Raw genomic sequence first — 22,533 nt, 5'->3', positions numbered from 1 at the left:
TAAAAAACTCGCTCCTATTGAAAGGAACGAGTTGTCGTGTTACCATCCTAATTCGTAAAAGCAAATATAGTCTTTTACGCACTTAATTCGTTAACGATAAAGTTTACCGACCTAGATAACCTAGATTGACTAGAAAGTGAACTTCGCTTATTCGCCCAGCCCTTGCTTTCAGTCTATGGCAAGTCTCCCTGTTTCTGCTTGAAATAAGTTACTCTTTTTCATCATTGTCTTTTTTGATATTTAACTAATGAATAGTTTACAAGAGATTCTTTTAAATTGCAAGCAAGAATCAAAGTTTAAAAATAGTTAAATTTATTTTTTGGCAAAGACTTCAATTTCTACTAAGAGTTCAGGATCAATTAGTTGTTTGCGTAGGCTCGTCATTGCCACCTTGAAAAAGTCCTGAAATTGCTGCCCAAATATTGGCAAAGAAACTCTTGATTTTTTCCCATAACCCTTGGGATTTTGCTTCAAGTTCATTCTTTAAATTAGATAGATCAATTTCTTTACTCAAGTCTTTAAAAATATTTTTTTGATTCAGCATTGTTAGTAAATCAATAATTTTATTGACCTGTTCTTTAGTTAAGATATCTTGTAACCCTTGATTTTCTAGGGCCTGATTAACAGCTTGAGTAACAGTATCCTTATCAATTTTTTGACCTTCCGAAGCTGCTTTAGCTAGTAATTCTTTAGCTTCTTCTTGGGCCGCATTTAGTTTTTCATCAGAATAACCAGAGACATTTTGATTTTCTTGGGTGATGTCATTTAAGACTTTCATTTCTTCTTGAGCTGCTTGTGTCCGTGTAGTATCAACTGTACCACCCGCTTCTTTTACAATTTTATACACACCAGCTAAGGCACCCGAACCATCGATTGGAATCACTGAAGCCACTGTAATTTTAGCATCGGTAATTCCTGCTGTTTGAGCCGCATTTTTATACTGATTGGCGGTGATTGAAGTAATATTTGCTGGCGTTGCAATTTCTACTTCAATTCCCTCACCTTTTGCTTTTGTTTCTAAATGTACGGATGAATAGACTTTCCATTGTGCATTAAAGTCAGTTTTAGAAATATAGTTCATTAAATCATTACCATCAGTTGTGTAAATGGGTACTTCTTTCACTTGCCCGAGTGAATTTAAGGTTTGCTGTTTTTGATCGTCTGTTAACGCATTTCCTAAAGCAATAGCATTGATTGAATCAGGGACATTGCTTGTATCAGCTTCTACATATTGAGGGGTAGTAAAACCAATGCCACCAATAAGCAAGGCACAACATAGTAATCTTTTATTCATCATTAAAATCATCCTTTTGCTTTTTTTTTACAATATAGCGCGTATATCATTGATTGTCAGTAAGCGAGTTGAAAAAATTACCAAAAATTTAGAAATCTAATATTTTTTGATGTGTGAGTAAAACTAATTTTCTCTCGCTAACTGGTAATTGTAAGGCTTGACTTAAGGCTTGGCTATAAAGTTTAAGCTGACCATAATAACGTTCTTTGGCGGTTTCTTCAATATTATTTTTAAAATAGTCAGTCTTAAAATCAAAAAGAATAATTTGTTCATTTTCGATAAAATAGCCATCAACTACACCGTGTACAAGCATGTGTGATTCTTTTTCATCGAAGTCTTGAAAAATTTCATTCGCTTCTTTTAACATCGCAAAAGGTACTTCTCGTTTTAAGGACTGAGCATTTTGGATGACTCTTTGTCCTAATGTTGATTGGAAAAACCATAAGATATGCTGATAAGGTATTTTTGAGACTAGTTTTTCATCAAGAATCTGATTTTCTTTTAGTCTTTGCACTAATTGGTGTAAGGAATCTGGTGTAATAGGCTGCGTGACATCAATCAATTGCAACAACTTGTGAGTCGCACTACCAATTTCAGCACCCGTAATTTTAACTTCTTGCATAAATTTAGGTATCGCTAATTCATTTGAAGTTTTACGATAGCCTTGTGTTTCTTGTTGCCAACGATTTTGCCAAACTAATTTATTCAGCTTTTCCTCATCTGGATCTTCGTATAATCGCTTCAGTTCAGAAACGGACTGATAACTAGCTGTTTTGGTCGATAATGGATAATCATAAGCTTTGGTCATTTGCTGGATATATTCATCTAAAGCTTGATGATTCGTTGTTTCTTGCTGACTTGTCTCAGCTAAACTTTCAGGTGTATTTTGTTCTGGTGCGACAAGTTGATCAGCTTGGTAAAAATGAATGCCGAATTTAGCTGGATGTTGAATGGTCATGGCTGTTGCAATTGATTCATCTACTTCTTTGGCAAATGACTCATGGCGAATTAAACAATAGCCAATCCAGTTGATAAAAGTATCTGCATTTAATCTAAGCATCGGACTTAATACGGTGTTTTCTTGCATTGCCGCCTTTTGCCACTCATTTAGCATGGATTCTTTATCTTTGACGGTTCCGACTAAATATAATTTTTGTTCAGCACGGGTCAAAGCAACATATAATTTACGCATTTCTTCAGAGAAAGCTTTTTGTTTTTTCAATTGATTAATGACTAGATAAGGTAAAGTTGGGTATTGAATCTCTTGCTCATCTAAAAATTTCGTCCCCATCCCTAATTTTTCTTCTAGAATGTATGAATTTTTGAAGTCTTGTTGATTAAATTTCTTGGCTAAATCTACCACAAAACATACTGGAAACTCCAAACCTTTACTTTGGTGGATAGTCATAATTTGTACGGCATTTTCTTTGATTTCACTAACAGGCTTTGCTAAATCATGTTCTTTTTCTTGCATGATTTGAATAAAACGAATGAATTGATAAAGGCCCTTAAAACTACTTTGTTCATAAGACTTGGCACGACTAATAAAGCTGAGCAAATTCATTTGACGTTGCACTCCAGAAGGCATACCACCGACAAAATCTAAAAAGCCCGTATCTTGATAAATGGTCCAAAGTAGGTTTTCTAATGAATCACGCTTAGATAGATTTCGCCACTTGAGTAACTGTTGATAAAAATGAGCAATCTTTTCTTGATAGTCGCTACTTATTGATAAATTCTCTAAGAAAGCATCATAAAAACGTTCTTTCTTACTATTAATTCTTATTTGAGCTAGTTGTTTTTCATTTAAACCAACGATTGGACTTCGAAGCACAGCTACAAAAGGAATATCTTGTAACGGATTATCAATGATTTTTAATACCGCTAGAATCGTTTGGACCTCTGTAGCTTGGAAATAATTTTGGGCATCGGCTAATTGGACCGGAATATTTTTTTGCGCAAATATATCCAATAAATGGAGATGGTTTTTTCGCGTTGAAGATAAGATGACGCAATCACCATAAGTAATGTCACGAAATTTCTTTTGTTTTTTATCGTAAATTTGAAATTTTTGTTCGATTAACTCTTGGATTTTATTCGTAATCACGTGAAATTCACCTTGTGTCTTATCATCAATTCCAAATTCATCTGCCATATCATCAAGTTCGGCTTGTTTTTCATATATCAGAAGCTCGGTATGAAAATCTTCACTTGATGGAAAAGCTGTGAAGCCGAATTTTAATTGAGCCGCTTCATCATATTCGATTTGTCCGACTTTTTGATCCATTAATTGTTCAAAAATTAAATTCGTAAAGTCTAATACTTCTTTTCTAGAACGGAAATTTTCAGCTAAGATAATGCGACGTCCATCCTCGTCATGCGCAAATTGTGTATATTTTTCGATAAAAAGTGTTGGATCAGCTTGACGAAAGGCGTAAATGGATTGCTTAACATCCCCTACCATAAACATATTCCCAGGATTTTCGGCTTTTCGCACATAAGAAATAATCGTTTCTTGTAGGCGATTCACATCTTGATATTCATCTACTAAGACTTCATCAAAGGTTTGGCGATAATAATCACTTGCAATACTTACACCATCGACTTCATGACGTAAAATTGCTAAAGCGAAATGTTCTAAATCATTGAAATCAAGGACACTTTTTTGCCGTTTTAATTGCGAAAATTCTACCATAAATTCTTTCGTCAGACTCACCGCAATTTTGATCATTTCTTGACTTTTAGCAATTAATTCTAGCGTTAACTCAGGATCTGTTGGCCAAGATTTTTGCGCATTTGCGAGTAATTCTTTCGCCATTTCGCGATAAGACTTCGCTAATTGTGCCTGGTCATAGTCTGCATGATCTTTTTTCACTATTGTATACCTTGCAAACTTCATATTTTGAATTTGTTCAAAAGCTTGTGTCAATTGATTTTGTTTTAGGCTTTCGATAGGTGCTTGGATCATTGCGATATCATCTTTTAATAGCTGTTCGACTTTTTCCAAACTAGTATATTCAATCATCGTTAGGGCTTGCTCAAGGTATTTGATCATATCTGCTAAAAGAGAGAGAATATATGGTTTCGTGTATTCATTAAAGATTGGATAGTCTTCTAGTGCTTCAACCGGTTCATAACTTTCAACCATATGATTTAACCATTTATCAGGGTTATCATTGGCTCGACCAAAACGATATAAATCCAAAATGAGACGCAACATGCCCTCATCTGAACGGTCATTGCCAAATTGGTGTACAAATTGATAAAAGATATCATCTTCACTCTCATAATGGCGATTAATAACATTTTCAAGGGCTTCATCCATCAACAAAGTCTGTTCCGTCTCATCGCTAAGCAAACGAAAATTAGGATCAAGGTCAATCAAATAGTAGTATTTGCGAATAACCGATAAACAAAACGAGTGTAAGGTAGAGATATGACTCGTCGGTAAGTTCATTAACTGTTGACTAAAATGGGCTCGCTTTTGTTCATCTGACTCAGCATTAATGGCATCTTGTAGCGCTACTTGGATCCGTTCTTTCATTTCATTGGCTGCAGCTTCAGTAAAAGTCACAATTAATAAACGGTCAACGTGGCTACCAAGTTTAAGCTTTTCAATTACCCGTCGTACCAAAACAGTCGTCTTACCTGAGCCAGCCGAAGCACTGACTAATATATTATCTCCACCATCAAAAATCGCTTGCCACTGGGTATCAGTAAATAATTCATTATTAGGTTTTAAAGGAATATTAGGCATTTGGAGCATCCTCTTTCGTTAATATTTCGTCACGCACTGCTTTTTCAATGATACGATAACGATTTTCTGGTAATAAAGCATCAAATTGACAAATACTCTTAAATGGACAAGTTTGACAAGCACGTTTATTGTTGTGTAACGATGGATTAATTTCAAGTTTCCCTTCATAAATGGTATTTCCAGCTTGTTGCATATTTCGATGATTGATATCAAATAGCTGTTTCATTTCATCATTTGTATAGAATTTATTTTTACTTTGGGAAACAATACCAAGCTGACCATCTTTATTTTTACGTAATGGAAAGACATAAGAATTTTCCTTGGCTTCTAATTGTGCATCCATTACTTCAAAAGCTTGTTCTTCACTAATAAAAAGTCCTTCATACTTGTATTTTTTAAGCAAATCGGTTTCTGTTGCTTCTTCAAATTTTCTTTTTGGACGGTAAACATGTAAATAATACGCGCCCAATGGTTTAATGTCATCGCGCTTTAATTCCTCTTTCACATAGTTTATAGCCACTTCTAGATAAGTAATTAACTGCATCGAAAGACCGTTGTAGAATTCAGCCAAATCAAATTGCTTGTTGCCAGATTTATAATCAACCACACTGACATAAGCTTCTTCTGGACGATTGAAAAGATCAATCCGGTCAATTTTTCCACGTAAATGTAAATGGTGTTTGTCATTTAAATCAATTGTCAGACCTTTTGCATGAGCCTCACGAGTGCCAGCTAAATGACCAAATACAAGTTCTGTTTGTTTAAATTGCATTAAGCCACGTTCTTGTTGGTTACGAATGACCCAGTACATTTGTTTAATGGTTTTTTCTAATTGTTGACGAATATAAACCATCCGTTTTGACCTTGCAAAGATTTCGTAACGACTATCACCTAATAATTTGATTAATACTTTTTCTAAGAGTTCTGCTTGCTTTTCTTGTGTTAAAGGCTCTGTTTGTGAAATAATTTGTTGCACGATTTGGTCCAAAGCATCATGAAAGTAGCTACCAGTTAATGCTGGACTTAGTATTTGTTCTTGGCGTTCTCTAACCTTCAAGCCATAATTCAAGAAATAGCGATATTGGCAAGAATAGAAAGTTTCTAAACTAGAAATCGAGCTATATAAATTGTTTTGATATAACTGCGATGGTTGTTCAGGTGCCAGCGAGGTGGCTGTATTACGATAATTTAAACTACGAAAGATTTGTTTTGCTAATGTTGCTTGATTAGACTTAAGCAAGTAATCTTTGAGTTGTTCCCAAACAGTTGGCAGCGCTTGTTTTGATTCTTGTGTGAGTCGATATAAGACATTTAATTGACGAATCAAAGCACGTGGGCTCACAAGATAATCACTTGGAGATACTTGTGGTTGAATCGCGGTATAAGTCTCAATATTTAAGTTTAATTGTTTAGCCAAACGAGAAAGGTAAAAAGATGGTTTTAAATTTTGACTATTATCATAATTCATTGGATAAGATAAATAGACCTGTTGCGAGCCACTTAACCATGCATTATAGGCAATGAAACTCTCTTTAAGGCTTTGTGACTTACTATTTGCACCTAATTGTTGCGCATGCTCTAGTTGGTTTGCTAAAATATCTCGCTCTTCATCTGATAATAATGTTTTATTCTCAAATTTTCGTGGAAAGGCTCCTTCTTTTAACCCTAAGATAAAACTTACTTTTGTCTGATTGGCGCGAATCAACTCTAAACGGTTCACTTTCAGTTGATCAATGGTTGCTGGAATTTGACTAAACTCATAATTATCAATGGCACTAAATAAAATAGCTTCGAATAAGTCCAATTCAAATGGTGTATCTTTAAAAATATCATAAAATTGGTCAAAGATATCCATTAAGGCTTGCCAAGACTGTTCATGTAATCTTGCCTTTTCTAAATGACCATTAGCTAGTTCTTCATCTCTAAAATAAAGAATTTCACGATCAATATGACAGTCGATGAACCATTGATAAAGTGTTGTGATAGCTTCTCCAAAAGTTTGGAATGATTTGAGTTTTTGGACAAAAGGTGTTACGTTTTGTTGAAAGGCTTGTCTTAACTGATTAACTTGTAATTGTAAAGATTTGATTTCTTCACTAATATCCTTTTCATCTTCGAAATTATAATGTGGGAGTACCCAATCCTCCTCTTTTACCCAGTCATTTCCTTGATAATGATAGGCTAAAACAACATTTTCTAACTCATCAATCATTCGTCGCATTTGTAAATGACCAAGTTGCAAATCTTCTTGTTCTAATAAATCATCAAGGATAAAGAGTTCCGTTTTGAAAAAGTGCAGGACATCTGTGAAACGAAAATGATATTTATGAAAAGCAAAAAGCGATTTTAAAAGATCAGTTAAAGGATGTTGATTCATCAATTGAGGCGTATCAACAAAAAATGGAATCCCCACCTCATCAAATGTATATTGTAAAAATGGTTGATAGATCGACAAATCCGGTGCAAAAATCTGGATATCTCTTAGACGCAAATTTCCTTGCTCTTGCTGTATAAGCTGTTTAATTTTGACGGCTACTCTTCTTAACTCTTCTTGTGGATTTTCTACCCGAGCAATTGAAAAAGTTTGTGCCTGAGATATATCAAATTGAGCGTTTTGATTGGCATTCATCCATATTTGATGAATGGTTTGTTGCCATTCATTCGCGGGCTCTTTCACTTTTTCATCCAGTAATATTTTACATTGATTTTCTTTCGCCATTTCAATTAAACGTTGATAAGTCTGGCTCGTTGGATAAAAGACATCTAAAGGACTCAAAGCTTTTTTGGGATTGTCGATGAGTAAATCAATACAAAGCTGTCCGTAGCCCATGAAATGTTGTAATAATTCAAATTCCTCACTGGAGAAGTCTGAAAAGCCAGTAACAATAAATAAGGTATGACCAAACTCTGCTTTGAGTTGTTGCTTTTCATTTACTGTTAATTTTGTAGACGTTTCACTTGATAATTCAGCTAATATGTTTAGAAATTGCTGATAAACAGTTTCATAATGGAAATCAAAATCTAGACATTTTTGGACAAATGCTTGATAGATGATTTGTAATTCGGCTAGTTTGTCCGCTAATTCAGCATGCTGTGTGGATTCATTTGATACTTGTAGTTGTTGCATTTGAATTCGACCATTTTCAAATTCGTTAAATAAGTCTAGTACTTGCTGAATAAACCCTTGATTCATGATTTCACCACGATAAATACGTAATTGCTCACTCGTTTCAATCAATACCTGACGTAAAATCATTTCTTTCGTTACGGATTGTAGCGGATGATGAATGGCTACAGGAAGTTTTTGGGTATAAAACCAAGCTAATCGTTGAAAACTAAAAATTTGTAAATTCGTACTTGAAAATTCACGAGTGTTTTCAAGTTGTTGATAAGCTTTTAATATTTCAATTTCGCGTTCAAATTTATTATAGTTAGGCACAATGAAAATAACTTGATGGTTAGGCTGTGCTAAATGTTGCTGTGCTTTTTGCATTAAGCTTGTTAAATGATTGCTTGTTCCATCGCCATAAATAAACTGCAAAGTCAAAAGAACCACTCCTTTTGCGATAATTACTATTTACGATTATTATACCATAATACTTAATGGAAACGTGCGTACGAGTTATACAAAATCATACTTTTGATTTATTTCTAATTATATGTTAGTTGTGTTATAATTAAATCATCAAATATATCGAGGTGGATAAAATGAATACCTTTTTTAAAACCATCCAAGTAAATCAACTATTTCTTGGACTTGCTTATATTATCTTAGGGTTACCATTAATCATTGCGCCAAAAAACTCTTTACAGTTAGTGATTACAATTTTATCACTTGTCTTATTATTCTTTGGTGCCAAAAATTGTTATAATGCCTATCGCTTTAAACAACGAATGGGCTATTATGATAGTCGCATGAGTAGTGGGGTTGGTTTGTTGATTGCAGCATTAGTGGTCTTTTTCTTATCAAAATTATTACTTTCTTTCTTACCTTTTATTATTGGTTTGGGCGTATTGATTTCTGGTATTAGTCAATTAATGATGAATATCAACATTCAACAAGCAGTCGGTCATCATATCGGCAGCATCATTTATAGTATTTTAATCATCATTGCTGGCTTAACCATTTTGTTAAATCCGTTTACAGGTGTTTTAGTGGTTATTCAATTTGGTGGTGCTATTCTAATTGTGATGGGTATTACAGCGATTATTAATCATTTTCGTTATAAAAATTCAAATATCTTTTAAGGAGAAGCCTTCTTTTTTAGAGGGCTTTTTTTGATGAAATGAACTTGAAATTTTCAAGAAACTATTCTATTCTAAAGCTAATAAGGCATGAATTGAAGGAGTTGAAAAAATGGAAACCACATTCCATGAAAACCGCTTTGTTGGCTTACTCTTGACTTTTATTGGCGGGGGCATTGATGCATTTACGTATTATCATTTCAATACTTTCGCTGCCACACAAACAGGTAATCTCGTGTTAGCGATTATCGATGCTGTTAAGGGTGAATTTACTTTAGTAGGCGAGAAATTATTGTCCACCCTCTTTTTCTTTTTAGGGATTATCTTGACGAAATTTTTAGTGAGCTATTTTCGCAAAAAAAATCATCCATTCTGGCGTCTAGGCATTCTATATTTTGAAACACTAGTCTTTTTTATGCTAAGTTTGTTTATTGTAGATTTGCCGATTACCGTGATTACCATTATTATTTCGTTTGCTACGGCGATGCAATGGTGTAGTTTTGAACGGATTAACGGTATGAGTTATACCAGTATTATGACTACCGGTAATTTAAAATCAATGGCAACTAATTTATTCGATTATCTTGAGCATGGGAAAGAACAAAATCTACGTCAATTTTTCCATTATTTATTTGTTGTCATGTCATTTTTTGCTGGGGCTTTCACCATTGCCTTACTGAGTCATCATTATCATTTTAAAGCGATTCGGTTAACTGCTTTACTATTCTTTGGTTTAGCGCTTAGTCAAACGTACCAAATGTTCAGATTAAGAAAAATCATGAATCCATAAAAAAGAAGAAGCTCTTTGTTTTCAGAGCTTCTTCTTTTGTTTATTATGCTAAGTAGTTCGCCACTTCATTTAATGCATCCGGAATACCTGCTGGATTTTTACCACCAGCTTGGGCCATATCAGGACGGCCACCACCGCCACCACCAACTTTTGGTGCAATAGCTTTAATTAAGTCACCTGCTTTAATTCCTTTTTCTAAGCCATTTGGACTTACGGCAGCTAATAGATTCACTTTATCATCATTTTCTGTCGCTAAAACTAACACATCAGAAATGGCTTTTTGCTTCCATTGGTCGGCAAGTTGACGCAATTGATTCATATCCTTCACTTGCACTTTAGCAGCAATATATTTCACATCATTAACAACTTTGACATCTTTAAAGACATCGCTCGCTTGTTGGTTTGCTAATTTGCTTGCCAGTGCTTCATTTTCTTTTTGTACTTCACGTAATTGTTGTTGAAGTTGTTCTACTTTTGTTGTAGCTTCTTTATATTGTGGTGCTTTCACTAAACTTGCAATTTGTTTTAAGATTTGCTCTTGATTTTCAAGCAATTCATAAGCTGCTTTACTTGTTACGGCTTCAATACGACGCACACCAGCTCCGATACCTGATTCAGCAACAATCTTGAAGATACCAATTTCTTCAGTATTTGACACGTGATTTCCACCACATAATTCAATAGACCAGTCAGACACATTCACCACACGTACAAATTGGCCATATTTTTCGCCGAATAAAGCCATCGCGCCCATTTGTTTAGCAGAATCAATATCTGTTTCAATGGTTACTACAGGTAAAGCTTCCCAAATTTTCTCATTCACAATGCGTTCCATGCGAATTAATTCTTCGGGGGTTACTTGACCAAAATGCGTAAAGTCAAATCGTAAATGATCCGGTGTTACAAGAGAACCCGCTTGATTGGCATGGCTTCCTAACACTTCTTTTAATGCTTTGTGTAAAAGGTGGGTTGCAGTGTGATTTTTGATAATACGGTTGTGACGCGCTTTATCGACTACTAATTGGTAAGTTTGCCCCACAGTTAATGCTTCTTTTACTTCAAGTGCATGTAAGAATTGGCCATTTGGTGCTTTCTTGACATCAGTTACATGAGCGACCACTTGTCCACTGCCATCGATAATATCTCCGGTATCAGCAATTTGTCCACCCATTTCAGCATAAAATGGTGTTTGTGCAAAAATAGCTTGGACTTCACCTTCAGATACACTGTCGACAATCGCTTCGTCTTGAATGAGGACTAATAATTCACTTTCAGCTTCTAATACTTCATAACCGACATATTCACTTTCAACTTTAATATCAGTCAATAAGGCAGACTGAACTCCCATAGATAATTCTTTGCTACGAGCATTACGCGCACGTTCTCTTTGGGCTTTCATTTCTACTTCAAATCCCGCATGATCAATCTTAAATCCTTCATCACTGGCAATTTCTTCCGTTAATTCAACAGGGAAACCATAAGTGTCATATAGACGGAAAATATCACTACCTTGTAAAGTATCTTCGTGATTTTCTTTTAATTGGGCGATGACTTGGTTTAAGATGGCTAGACCTTCATTGATTGTTTCGTGGAAGCGTTCTTCTTCGTTTTTGATAACTTTTTCAATGAAGTCTTTTTTAGCAAGAACTTCAGGATAGTAGCTTTCCATAATTTTTCCAACAACTGGGACTAATTGATATAGAAAAGCTTGCTTAATGCCTAGTTTTTGACCATGCATGACCGCACGACGTAATAAACGACGTAAAACATAGCCTCGGCCTTCATTTGACGGTAAGGCTCCATCGCCAATTGCAAAAGATAAGGCACGAATATGGTCAGCAATTACTTTAAAGGAAATATCTGTTAATGGTGATTGTCCGTATTTAACACTACCACTTAATTTTTCCACTTCTTTAATGATTGGCATAAACAGGTCAGTCTCGAAGTTAGTTGGTGCATTTTGGACGATAGAAACCATTCGTTCAAGCCCCATCCCTGTATCAATGTTTTTATGTGGAAGTGGTTCATAAGTATCATCTGGTTTATGATTGAACTCTGAAAAGACAAGATTCCAAATTTCCAAGTAACGTTCATTTTCGCCCCCAGGATAGTTTTCTGGGTCATCTTCAGCCACATTTTTAAATTCTTGACCACGGTCATAGAAAATTTCTGTATCCGGACCACTTGGACCAGCACCAATATCCCAGAAATTATCTTCAATTTCCACGATATGATCTTTAGGTAGACCAACTTCTTCATGCCAAATACGTTTAGCTTCCGTGTCTTTTGGATAGACAGTCACATAAAGTTTTTCTGGATCAAAGGCCATCCATTCAGGTGAAGTTAAAAATTCCCAAGCCCAGTGAATGGCTTCTGTTTTGAAGTAATCACCAATTGAAAAGTTTCCTAACATTTCAAACATGGTATGGTGACGGGCTGTTTTACCCACATTTTCAATATCATTGGTACGAATGGATTTTTGAGCATTGGTAATTCTTGGATTTTCAGGAACAATTGAACCATCAAAATATTTTTTTAATGTCGCAACCCCAGAGTTAATCCATAATAGTGTTGGGTCGTTAACTGGGATTAAAGATGCACTTGGTTCGATATTGTGATCTTTTGATTTAAAAAAGTCTAAAAACATTTGGCGCACTTGAGCACTAGATAATTCTTTCATAATTCTCCTACTTTCTTTAAAATTAAAAAGACATCACTGCATGCAAGGACGAAACTCGCGGTACCACCCTGCTTGCAATGATGTCTGATCATTACCTCTTTATATCTATTAACGCTAGATTCACGTTGATATTTCTACCAATGGAATAAAGGGAGCAATATTTAACGGCTGTATCTTACTTCCACCACCATAAGACTCTCTAGAACAACTATCTTAAATACCATATCCTTTACTTTTCATAGTATAGGTAATTTTGTATAAGATGTCAATGCAAATTACTCATTCCAAGTAAAATTACCGCCATTTTCACCAATAAACTCATTATCATTTTGTGGTGTTTCTGGATCTGGTGTGGATGGTGTAGGCTCTTCACTACTACCGGTACCAGTATCAGCACCAGTATCTTGATTCCCAGGTGTTTGTTGTCCTTGATTATTTTGGTTACCTGTTCCACCCGTATTAGTGCCATTTCCTGCTGATGGATTATAATTTGATGTATTATTGCCACCATAATTATAATTTGGTGTTGTATTATCATATATCGTTGTATCTTGATTCATTGTGCCATCAGTGTTTGTAGCTGAAGCAGTTGTTGTTTCTGTTTGTGTGGTTGCTTGGGCCTGGACCATTGCCTCAATTGCTTGTAAGCCTTCAGTAAAACTATCTCTGATTTTTGGATTTTTAATTTGACCAATCAATTGTTTCACCTGATCTAAGCTTGCTTGATTTGCCTGTTCAGTCACAGTTTGATCTTTATATAATTGGTTATATAGGTCTTTAGCTTGAGTCACAGCTTTGATTTGTCCTTCAGCAATATCTAACCCTTGATTTAATGCTTTTTGATAATCATCTTTGGCATCTTTCGTATAATTTGCTTTTTTCACTTGATCAAAATCAGCTTGCTTTAAAGACGCCGTAATCAATACTTCCTTATTTTGCTTATCACCTGTCAGAAATGGATGTTCAAATAAACCATTGATTGCTTTTTGACTAGCAAATTTTTTTTGTAATGATTGGAAGTTTGTTAGTAATTGATTTACTTTATCTTTTACAGCTTGAACTTGTGATTGATAAGACGCTAGATCATCAGAATTCAAACTTTTTAGATTAGCCAAAGCTGCATTATATTCATTTTCAAAATTATTGATACTTTGTTGAATATCATCTAATTTCTTTTGATCTAGATCTTTAGCCAGGAATATCTTCTCTTTGTTTAAGTAACCTGTTGCAACTTTTTTATTCACTTGATCATATTGTTGATTCACATTTTCAACAAAATTTTCAATGACATCTTTTGATTGTGTATCTGTATGACGTTGAGAATAATTATATCCGAAAATACAAATAACAGATACAGAAACCATTAGTAAAAGTGTAATAATAATTTTCAGAATTTTTTTATCCATCCTCATCCTCCTAAAAACAACAATTACTAGATAATACTAGCATTGTCATCCCCTAAATACAAATTAAAATATTAAAAAAATTATTTAATTATTCTTCAATAATGATTGCCTTACGATAAGTATAATCTTTAGGCGAAAGAACTTCAAAAGGCGAAATAGATTTTCTAGGACGATAGTAAGTTGATAGTGGTAGATAATCTAAAAGTGGGATTTGGCAATATTCCCATTGATCTAGTTTTAATTGTTGATCAGCAGTAATCTCAAATTGCTTCAAATCTCCAGCAAAACTTAAACCAAACATATTCGGCCGACTCACGATTTTATGTATTTGGTTTTTCCAAAATGAATGGTCTTCTAACAGCTCATTCCCCCATCTAAATAATCGTCGAGTCGTACCACCTACCGCATATTCCCATTGGTCTTCGTTCATTAAATCCATGACTTCTTTTTGTAAATATTTACGTAACTCTTCTTGCGTACAGAGTTGATGTGAAAATATCGTATAGTTTTCAAGTTCAGGATTTAGTTTGGCGTAAAATTGATTTTCGTGAAATAATTCATTTGGAAACTCAAAGAATAAAGAGTCTTCGAAATTTTGTGGAGGAGTTAAGGCCTGTTTAATTTGATTTTCATACTTTACAAATTCATCTAAGGCACCAATGAATTCACCTGTTACTGCATGGTATTCTCCTAAGTAACTACAGCCGACTGGCAAGGCATATTTTGCCACTAACATTGGTGGAATATCAATCTGGCGTAAACTAGAAGTTGATTCATTAATAAAAATATCCCATTCTTCAGTTGTTTGTAATCCGTAATTTTTTTGATAGTCTTGCACTCTTTTCGTATAAATGGCATTTTTCATATCCCAATAAAAAGCAGGTAAAGGTTGTGTACCAGAATCCCAACCTAAAATAGCACCTTTTTTTCCTGGTAAAAAGACAAAAGTTTCCTCATCTAGATTTACCTCAAAAGTTTCACATTTAACACCTGCTAATTCAAACTGACTCAGAGTAATATGACTTACTTGTTTGAGGGGACTGACATAATAAGCCAGTATTTGACTAAATAAATCTCTTTTAGTGCTCACAGAATAATTTTTCCAATTTGACCAGTCCAAAGCATCGATAACCTTCATGTAATCACTCCCAAAACCTTTATACATGCTCACATTATAACATACTTGACATTAATCGGATGAATGATTTTAAAAAAATTTCGTAAAATGAAAACAGCCTCCGCATACAAATGGGAGACTGTTTAGATTATATACTTGAGTTTTTCTTATGTTTTCTTGCAGTACGTCCTTTTTGTCGACGTTCCATTTTACGTTTTTGTTTATTTGATTTCTCAATTTCTCGTTGAATTTGCTTCTTATAGCCAGGCTTAATTTTTTTCTTTTTCTTCTTCACTAAGCCAATCAATGTCGTATCTAACTCATCGCGTTTTTTTTCACGTTTTTGACGACGATTACGATCATAGGAATCAATGACCTCATCATTCTTGATTTCTTTTGGTTTGAAAGTAATACCTAGTGCTTCAATTTCATTAATTTTTCTTTCATCACTTGGTTCGTAAAGAGTTATAGCTGTGCCTGGTAATTGATTCCGTCCGGTTCTTCCTACACGATGAATAAAGAACTCTAAATCATCCGGTATCTCAGCATTGATAACATGAGATACACCTTCGATATCAATACCACGTGCAGCTAAATCGGTTGCGACAACATATTGAAAGTCTAAATTTTGAATTTGCTTCATGACGCGTTTACGTTCACGAGGTAAGATATCGCCATGAATCGTTGCGACACTTAATCCTTGGTTTTTCAAATATTGGCTGATTTCATCTACTCTTTGTTTCGTGTTCGCAAATACAATCGCCAAATAAGGGTGTCCAATTGTTAATAATTGATAAATAATTTGGTTCACGTCTTTACCTTTAGTTGAAATTAACCAGTTATCAATTGTTTCTGAAATGACCGTCTTGGGTTTAATTTCTTCAATTAAAGGATTGTTCATATATTTTCTCAAAAATGGACGTAATTTTTCAGGAATTGTAGCTGAAAATACAAGCATTTGTAAATTATCAGGCATTCTACCGGCAATTTGATCAACATCAGCTAGGAATCCTAAATCTAGAGTCATATCAGCTTCATCAACAACCATAACTTGCGTGGTATGAATCAATAAATCCCCTGAAGTGACTAAATCCAAAATTCTCCCTGGTGTACCAATAACGATATGCGGTTGTTTAGTGGCTAATCGTTCTACTTGACGTAATTTATCTGTCCCACCAACAAAATTTATAATTGAAATTTCTTCACCAGAAAAATCAGCTAATTGTTTGGCCGCTTGATAAATTTGAGTAGCTAATTCTCGACTAGGCGCTGTAATAACGGCTTGCACATTTTGTTGTTCCGAGTCTAATTGATTAAAAATCGGTAATAAAAAGGTATGAGTTTTCCCTGTTCCTGTTTGAGACTGTCCCACAACACTGCGACCAGCTTGAATGACAGGTATTAATCGTTCTTGCACTTCTGTAGGTTGTTTAAATCCCTTATCCGCAATCGCAGTCAATAAATAATCTTGTAATTGAAAGGCTGCAAAACTCATTTTATCTCCTCCTTCTTCTCTTTTCTAGGTGGCCGTGTTCCCCAATATTGGAAATAATCACATCTTAACGCCCCATTATATAGTTTTCGTTTTTTAGTTGCTTTTTGCCCATAAAATTCTTCAAAAGCTAAATCACTTGTTAATATATATTTGCTCCAAGTCGTTAGTGGTTTCATGACTTGCCCCATTTCGCGATAAAGTTTTCTAACAGTATCGCGCTCACCTAAACGCTCTCCATAAGGCGGATTCGCAACGATTACACCATATTCTTTATCTGTTTTAAAGTCTTTAACAGCTTGTTGTTTGAAGGTAATTGAATCGCTAAGTCCAGCCTCGAGTGCATTTTGTTTGGCAATTTCAATCATGTTTTCATTAATATCCATTCCCAAAATATCTAGTTCAACGTCATAGTCCGCTTGTTCATCCGCTTCAGTACGAACCTTTTCGAAAATATCCTGATCAAACCAACTCCATGTTTCGCAGACAAATTCACGATTAAAGCCAGGTGCAATATTGTGACCGATTAAAGCTGCTTCGATACATAATGTTCCAGAACCACATACTGGATCGATAAAAGGACGATCTTTTCGCCAATTCGTTAACATGATCATTGCAGCAGCCATATTTTCTTTTAACGGCGCGCCCCCTTTATCCAGACGATATCCTCGTTTAAATAAACTTGGTCCGGTGGTATCAAGTGTGAGGGTCACTTTATCTTTCAACAGAGCGACTTCTAATTTATATAATGCCCCTGTTTCAGGAAGTGGCATATGACTTGGTCGATGATAATATTCACGCAAACGATTGACAATAGCCTTTTTTGTAATCGCTTGGCAGTCAGAAACACTAAACAATTTTGATTTAATTGATTTACCTTCTACAGGAAAATTTGCATCTAAAGGTAGATAATCTTCCCAAGGTAAACTTTTTACTTTATTGAACAATTCGTCAAAACTGGTTGCTTCAAACTCGCCAACTACAATTTTGACACGATCTGCACATCTCAACCATAGATTCGTTTTAGCAATTGTCTCCATATTTCCACGAAATCTAGCACGGCCATTTTCTACTTGGCATGCAATGCCCATTTCTCGTAATTCTTTTCCGACTAATGCTTCTAACCCACTTGCTGCAGTTGCAATTAATTGAAAAGTCTGCTCTTTTTGCATAATTTCCTCCTAAATTTTACTAAAAAAAACGGCTGAACCACTGTCAGCCAAACCCTGTTTATTGTGATTTTCTATAAGCCATGTTTTGTCCTATCTTATCCAGGGAAAAAAGATATGGATAATCATCTATCTGCATTCAATGCCCCTTTGATCCGTTCATTTCCGTCCAAAAGGCGCCCCTACCATAATTTGGGTTGCTCACTCGAGGGGTTTACCCGTTTCACAATAAGATTTCTCTTATTTATCGTCACTGTTGCACGTTAAGGAATTCTCTGGCATAGAAATTTCCTTAGCCATTACTTCCGCCGTTATAGTAAAACTATACCTTAGCTTATTGTTTCGCTAAGCACGAACACTACAAGCATCGCAGCTTGTGTGAGCATGGACTTTCCTCAGGGTAAAGAATACCCCGCGATTATCCGAAAACCACAATTAAATTCATTAAAATAGACGTGTTTTGTCTAAATCATCTTCATCATCATTATTGGTATAATTAGCACTCAAACTACTTAAAGAAGATGAAGGTTCAATCGTCACTTCTTGATCTAATTTTTTACCGAAGACTTCTTTTTCAAGATTTGATAAGCGTTTAAGAATATCAAAATTTGTTACTGTTTGACTCTTTTGGCTTTCAGGTTGGATTTTTGACATTACTGCTTGACTCTTATTTAATTGGTTAATTTTAGCATTTAAACGGTCATTTTCTTCTTGTAATGCAAGGATTTCTTTATTGAAAGTTTCATAGTCTTTCATAATATTATCTAGGAATTCATCCACTTCATCTGGATCGAATCCTCTCATTTTTACTTTGAATTCTTTATTAAAAATATCAATTGCTTTGTAGTTATACTTTGCCATTATTTTCACCTCATAGTCTCTTTTGTCCACACTTCTTTTTCTATTCTATATAAAACCATAAATAAAATCAAACAATTTCTAGAAAATTTCTATTGTTTTTCATAAAAATTTAACCAAAAAGCTAATTCTTATCATTTACCTTTCTTCAAAGATGTCATTTGCAAAACTTTGTAAGTCATCCATCGAATTTAGTATTAATTCTTTTCCTGTTCGTTCCCATTCTTTCAGTAAATATTGGGATTTGCCAGGAAATTCTTTATCATAAATTGCCCACATTACATCGGCATGTGACACAATAAATTGGGTATGATTTCTTAATTGTGAAGGATCAGAATAAGTTTTCTGACTAACAAAATTGAGATAGTCTGCCTGTTGGATGACTTCTTCAAATGTTTGTTGATTATAACCTTGCCAATTTTCGCCAAAATTTTGAAAAGGTAGTAAGACACCTATCCGAATATCATATCCCTCATTTTGTAATTCAAAAGCCATCTGTGCACTCCACAATTCAACCCCTAAATTACCGCCTATGATAAACCATTGTGCACCATTATCTATTAATTGTCGTAAAGAATGTTTAATAAATTTATAAAGTATTGCTAATTTCGGGTCTTTTGCTTGAAAAATCCCTAATTCATAATTACGATATCCAGTGATGGCAATAATTTTCCGTTTTTTCATCTACACTTTTCTTTCTATTTTATTTTTTGGTATAATAGTTTCAGGAGTGTGAAATTTATGAACTTTCATTATCCCAATGGAAAAGTTTATCACAAGACAGGATGGAAGTCAGCAAAAAAATCGCCACTCACTTTTGCTAATCGTGGGATGCGTTTTGAAGAGGCTATTAATGAAAGTAATGAATATTACTTAAATAAACAAATTGCTGTCATACATAAAAAGCCCACCCCCATTCAAATTGTGAAAGTCGACTACCCCAAACGTAGTGCAGCAACAATCAAAGAAGCCTATTTTAAAGAAGCTTCAACTACAGATTATAATGGGATTTATCAAGGATATTATCTTGATTTTGAGGCAAAAGCTACCCAAAATAAAACTTCATTTCCTTTAAAAAATTTCCATTCTCATCAGATTGAGCATATGAGAAATTGTTTACTCCAAGGCGGAATTTGTTTTGTATTGCTTTATTTTAGTGCTTTGAAGCGTTGTTTTTTTCTAGATGCAAAGACATTAATTGAAAAATGGGATAGTCAAGAGCAACAGAGAAAATCGATTACGCTAAACGAAATAGAAGCAAAAGGAATTGAAATTACCATGAAAATCGCTCCTCGAATTGATTATTTAGCAGCGGTTAAACAATTTTTAGAAAATAAAGGAGAACACAGAAATGGCAAATCAAACCTCGACTAGAAAGGCCAAACACCATCAAAAAAAACCGATGAATAAGAAATCTAAGCAAAATTCAAGCGGCTCATTATTTGTGAAACTAATCGGTATTGTGTTTGCTGCTTGTCTTGTACTATTCTTAGCGGGTGTCGGTCTATTCTTTTTCTATGCAAAAGATGCGCCAGAATTAACAGACCAATCCTTAGATACGACTGTCTCATCAATCATTTATGATGCAAACGGTGAAAAAATTACAGATATTGGTGCTGAAAATCGTGAAAAAATCAGTGCAACTGAGATTCCACAACAACTTGCTGATGCGGTTGTGTCAGTGGAAGATAAAAGATTTTATAAACATATCGGTGTAGATCCAATTCGTATCGTTGGCTCACTGGTTTCTAATGTACGTTCCGGTGGATTACAAGGAGGAAGTACGTTAACACAACAATTGATTAAATTATCATTCTTCTCTACTAAAGCATCAGACCAAACTTTAAAGCGAAAAGCACAAGAAGCCGTATTAGCAATTAAATTAGAACGTATGAAATCTAAACAAGAGATATTGACTTACTATATTAATAAAGTCTATATGTCAAATGGTATTTATGGGATGCAAACTGCTTCGAAAGCTTTTTATGGTAAGCCTTTAGACCAATTAACCTTACCACAAACTGCGTTATTAGCTGGCATACCAAACGCCCCTACCTTGTTTGATCCATATGCCAATCCAGATTCAGCAAAAAAACGTAGAGACATTGTTTTGCTAACCATGTATCAAAATAAAAAAATCAGTAAATCTGACTATGAACAAGCTGTGGCAACCCCAATTAATGATGGGTTACTTACTACCCCTGCAACACAAAATGCTGATTGGAAGTATTATGATAACTACATCAAAGAAGTCATTAATGAAGTGAAATCAAAAACTGGAAAAAATATTTATACAGATGGCCTAAAAGTTTATACTAATTTAAATGTGAATGCTCAAAAACGACTATATGAAATTGTGAATTCTGAAAACTATGTCTACTATCCTGATAAAAATATGCAGGTCGCTGCGACATTAATGGATGTGCATAATGGTAAGGTTCTTGCACAGATTGGTGGACGTAATATTCCGGCTGGGACAATTTTAGGTTATAACTTAGCTGTAAGTACTTCACGAGATTTTGGCTCAACAGTTAAACCAATAACTGATTACGGTCCCGCTTTTGAATATTTAAAATACTCAACAGGAAAAACAATAGTTGATGAACCTTACACTTATGCTGGAACCAATATTCAATTAAACAACTGGGATAATCAATATTATGGCACAATGACTTTGCGTAAAGCTTTATACCTTTCAAGAAACGTTCCTGCTGCTAAACTGTTTATGGATGTAGATGTTAAAAATGTGAAGAAATTCTTGAATGGACTAAATATCGATTATTCTGATTTACAACAATTTAATGCGATTTCTAGTAATACAGGCAAGCAAGATGGTACTAAGTATGGTGTTTCTAGTCTGAAAATGGCCGCTGCTTATGCTGCTTTTGCGAATGGTGGTACTTACTATGAACCACAATATGTAAATAAAATTGTCTATCAAGATGGTACAGAAGAAGCTTTTGAAGCAGATGGTACAAAAGCAATGGAATCAACTACGGCTTATATGATTACCGATATTCTAAAAGATGTTATCACATATGGTACAGGGACAAATGCACAAATTAGTGGGTTAATTCAAGCAGGGAAAACCGGTACTTCAAACTATACAACTGAAGAATTAGCCAATATTGATACTTCAAGAGGTGCCTATCCTGATATTTCATTTGTCGGCTATACACCTAATTATTCATTAGCTGTATGGACTGGTTATAATGATCGTAAAACACCAGTAACCGATGATTCTTCACAAGTTGCCTCAGATGTGTATCGTGAGTTGATGAGCTATATGACAGATGGCAACGAAAGTAAGGATTGGAAGATGCCATCAGGACTTGTACGATATGGACGAGAATTGTATTTTACCAATTCAAAAAGCTATTCTCAAGCCAAAAAAGCGAATACGCCAACCCAGCCATCAAGTACAAAAGCTGAAAGTTCAACGACAACAGAAGAATCAAAAACTGAAGATAATCAAGCAACCACTACCTCTTCTGAAGATACAACAGCTGTAGTAGAACCGAATAATCCAGGACAAAATAATGGTGTAAATGGCAACCAAAATAATAATGGAAATGGCAACCAAAATAATAACGGAAATGGCAATACAAACAATACAACGAATAATAATGGGTCCTCTTCGCCGAATGAAAACGATAACAACGGCAATAGCAATAATGGTGCTACCAATAATAACAATCAATAATGAAAAAGACACAAGTTGTAGA

The 22,533-nt window shown here is 34.7% G+C and carries 14 protein-coding genes and 1 other RNA gene; 4 read left to right on the top strand and 11 right to left on the bottom strand.

Features of this window, described 5'->3' with window-relative positions:
- Positions 1 to 355: 355 nt before the first annotated feature.
- The 3 genes from I567_RS10430 to I567_RS10420 all read right to left on the bottom strand — a co-directional run bounded on the left by I567_RS10430 (position 356) and on the right by I567_RS10420 (position 8,607).
- Positions 356 to 1,294 carry a DUF1002 domain-containing protein gene (locus I567_RS10430; RefSeq protein ID WP_026209967.1) on the bottom strand — a complete coding sequence of 313 codons (939 nt, stop codon included), beginning with the start codon at positions 1,292 to 1,294 and terminating at the stop codon, positions 356 to 358.
- A gap of 88 nt (positions 1,295 to 1,382) precedes the next feature.
- A complete protein-coding gene (gene addA / locus I567_RS10425) occupies positions 1,383 to 5,051 on the bottom strand; it encodes a helicase-exonuclease AddAB subunit AddA (protein ID WP_016252185.1) in 3,669 nt (1,222 codons plus the stop codon).
- The gene (locus tag I567_RS10420; RefSeq protein WP_231940232.1) at positions 5,044 to 8,607 is read right to left on the bottom strand and encodes a PD-(D/E)XK nuclease family protein; all 3,564 of its coding nucleotides are present in this window, start codon (positions 8,605 to 8,607) and stop codon (positions 5,044 to 5,046) included. The genes addA and I567_RS10420 overlap by 8 nt, the downstream gene beginning before the upstream one ends.
- 152 nt (positions 8,608 to 8,759) lie before the next feature.
- On the opposite strand from I567_RS10420, the gene I567_RS10415 reads away from it, so the two are divergent.
- Positions 8,760 to 9,299, top strand: coding sequence for a DUF308 domain-containing protein (locus I567_RS10415; RefSeq protein ID WP_016252183.1), 540 nt, complete (start codon positions 8,760 to 8,762; stop codon positions 9,297 to 9,299).
- A gap of 109 nt (positions 9,300 to 9,408) precedes the next feature.
- Positions 9,409 to 10,086, top strand: a complete 678-nt coding sequence (locus I567_RS10410; protein WP_016252182.1) for a YoaK family protein — start codon at positions 9,409 to 9,411, stop codon at positions 10,084 to 10,086.
- Positions 10,087 to 10,129: 43 nt separating this feature from the next.
- On the opposite strand, the gene alaS is transcribed toward I567_RS10410, so the two are convergent.
- The 8 genes from alaS to I567_RS10375 form a co-directional block, all read right to left on the bottom strand.
- Positions 10,130 to 12,766 (bottom strand): alanine--tRNA ligase, encoded by a 2,637-nt coding sequence (alaS, locus tag I567_RS10405; RefSeq protein WP_016252181.1) that lies wholly within the window; start codon positions 12,764 to 12,766, stop codon positions 10,130 to 10,132.
- A gap of 275 nt (positions 12,767 to 13,041) precedes the next feature.
- Positions 13,042 to 14,172: a hypothetical protein gene (locus I567_RS10400; RefSeq protein WP_016252180.1), complete on the bottom strand. Its 1,131-nt coding sequence runs from the start codon at positions 14,170 to 14,172 to the stop codon at positions 13,042 to 13,044.
- An 88-nt stretch (positions 14,173 to 14,260) separates the two neighbouring features.
- Positions 14,261 to 15,310, bottom strand: a complete 1,050-nt coding sequence (locus I567_RS10395) for a DUF7278 family profilin-like fold-containing protein (protein ID WP_016252179.1) — start codon at positions 15,308 to 15,310, stop codon at positions 14,261 to 14,263.
- A 127-nt stretch (positions 15,311 to 15,437) separates the two neighbouring features.
- Complete coding sequence (locus tag I567_RS10390) at positions 15,438 to 16,784, bottom strand: DEAD/DEAH box helicase (RefSeq protein ID WP_016252178.1); 1,347 nt, start codon at positions 16,782 to 16,784, stop codon at positions 15,438 to 15,440.
- Positions 16,781 to 17,953, bottom strand: a complete 1,173-nt coding sequence (locus tag I567_RS10385; RefSeq protein ID WP_016252177.1) for a THUMP domain-containing class I SAM-dependent RNA methyltransferase — start codon at positions 17,951 to 17,953, stop codon at positions 16,781 to 16,783. Before I567_RS10385 ends, I567_RS10390 begins: the two co-directional genes overlap by 4 nt.
- Before the next feature lie 69 nt (positions 17,954 to 18,022).
- Positions 18,023 to 18,380: RNase P RNA component class B (gene rnpB / locus I567_RS12515), an RNA gene on the bottom strand.
- A 14-nt stretch (positions 18,381 to 18,394) separates the two neighbouring features.
- The gene (gpsB, locus tag I567_RS10380; protein WP_016252176.1) at positions 18,395 to 18,811 is read right to left on the bottom strand and encodes a cell division regulator GpsB; all 417 of its coding nucleotides are present in this window, start codon (positions 18,809 to 18,811) and stop codon (positions 18,395 to 18,397) included.
- Positions 18,812 to 18,946: 135 nt separating this feature from the next.
- Positions 18,947 to 19,492 (bottom strand): SLOG family protein, encoded by a 546-nt coding sequence (locus I567_RS10375; protein WP_016252175.1) that lies wholly within the window; start codon positions 19,490 to 19,492, stop codon positions 18,947 to 18,949.
- 57 nt (positions 19,493 to 19,549) lie between these two features.
- Between I567_RS10375 and recU the strand changes: the two genes are divergently transcribed.
- Together recU and I567_RS10365 are read left to right on the top strand one after the other, a co-directional pair.
- Positions 19,550 to 20,182, top strand: a complete 633-nt coding sequence (recU, locus tag I567_RS10370) for a Holliday junction resolvase RecU (RefSeq protein WP_016252174.1) — start codon at positions 19,550 to 19,552, stop codon at positions 20,180 to 20,182.
- Positions 20,160 to 22,511, top strand: coding sequence for a PBP1A family penicillin-binding protein (locus I567_RS10365; RefSeq protein ID WP_016252173.1), 2,352 nt, complete (start codon positions 20,160 to 20,162; stop codon positions 22,509 to 22,511). The genes recU and I567_RS10365 overlap by 23 nt, the downstream gene beginning before the upstream one ends.
- The last annotated feature ends 22 nt before the right edge of the window (positions 22,512 to 22,533 follow it).

The organism is Enterococcus cecorum DSM 20682 = ATCC 43198, assembly GCF_000407565.1.
GTDB classification, from domain to species: domain Bacteria; phylum Bacillota; class Bacilli; order Lactobacillales; family Enterococcaceae; genus Enterococcus_E; species Enterococcus_E cecorum.
This window is presented reverse-complemented; position numbering and strand designations above follow the sequence as displayed.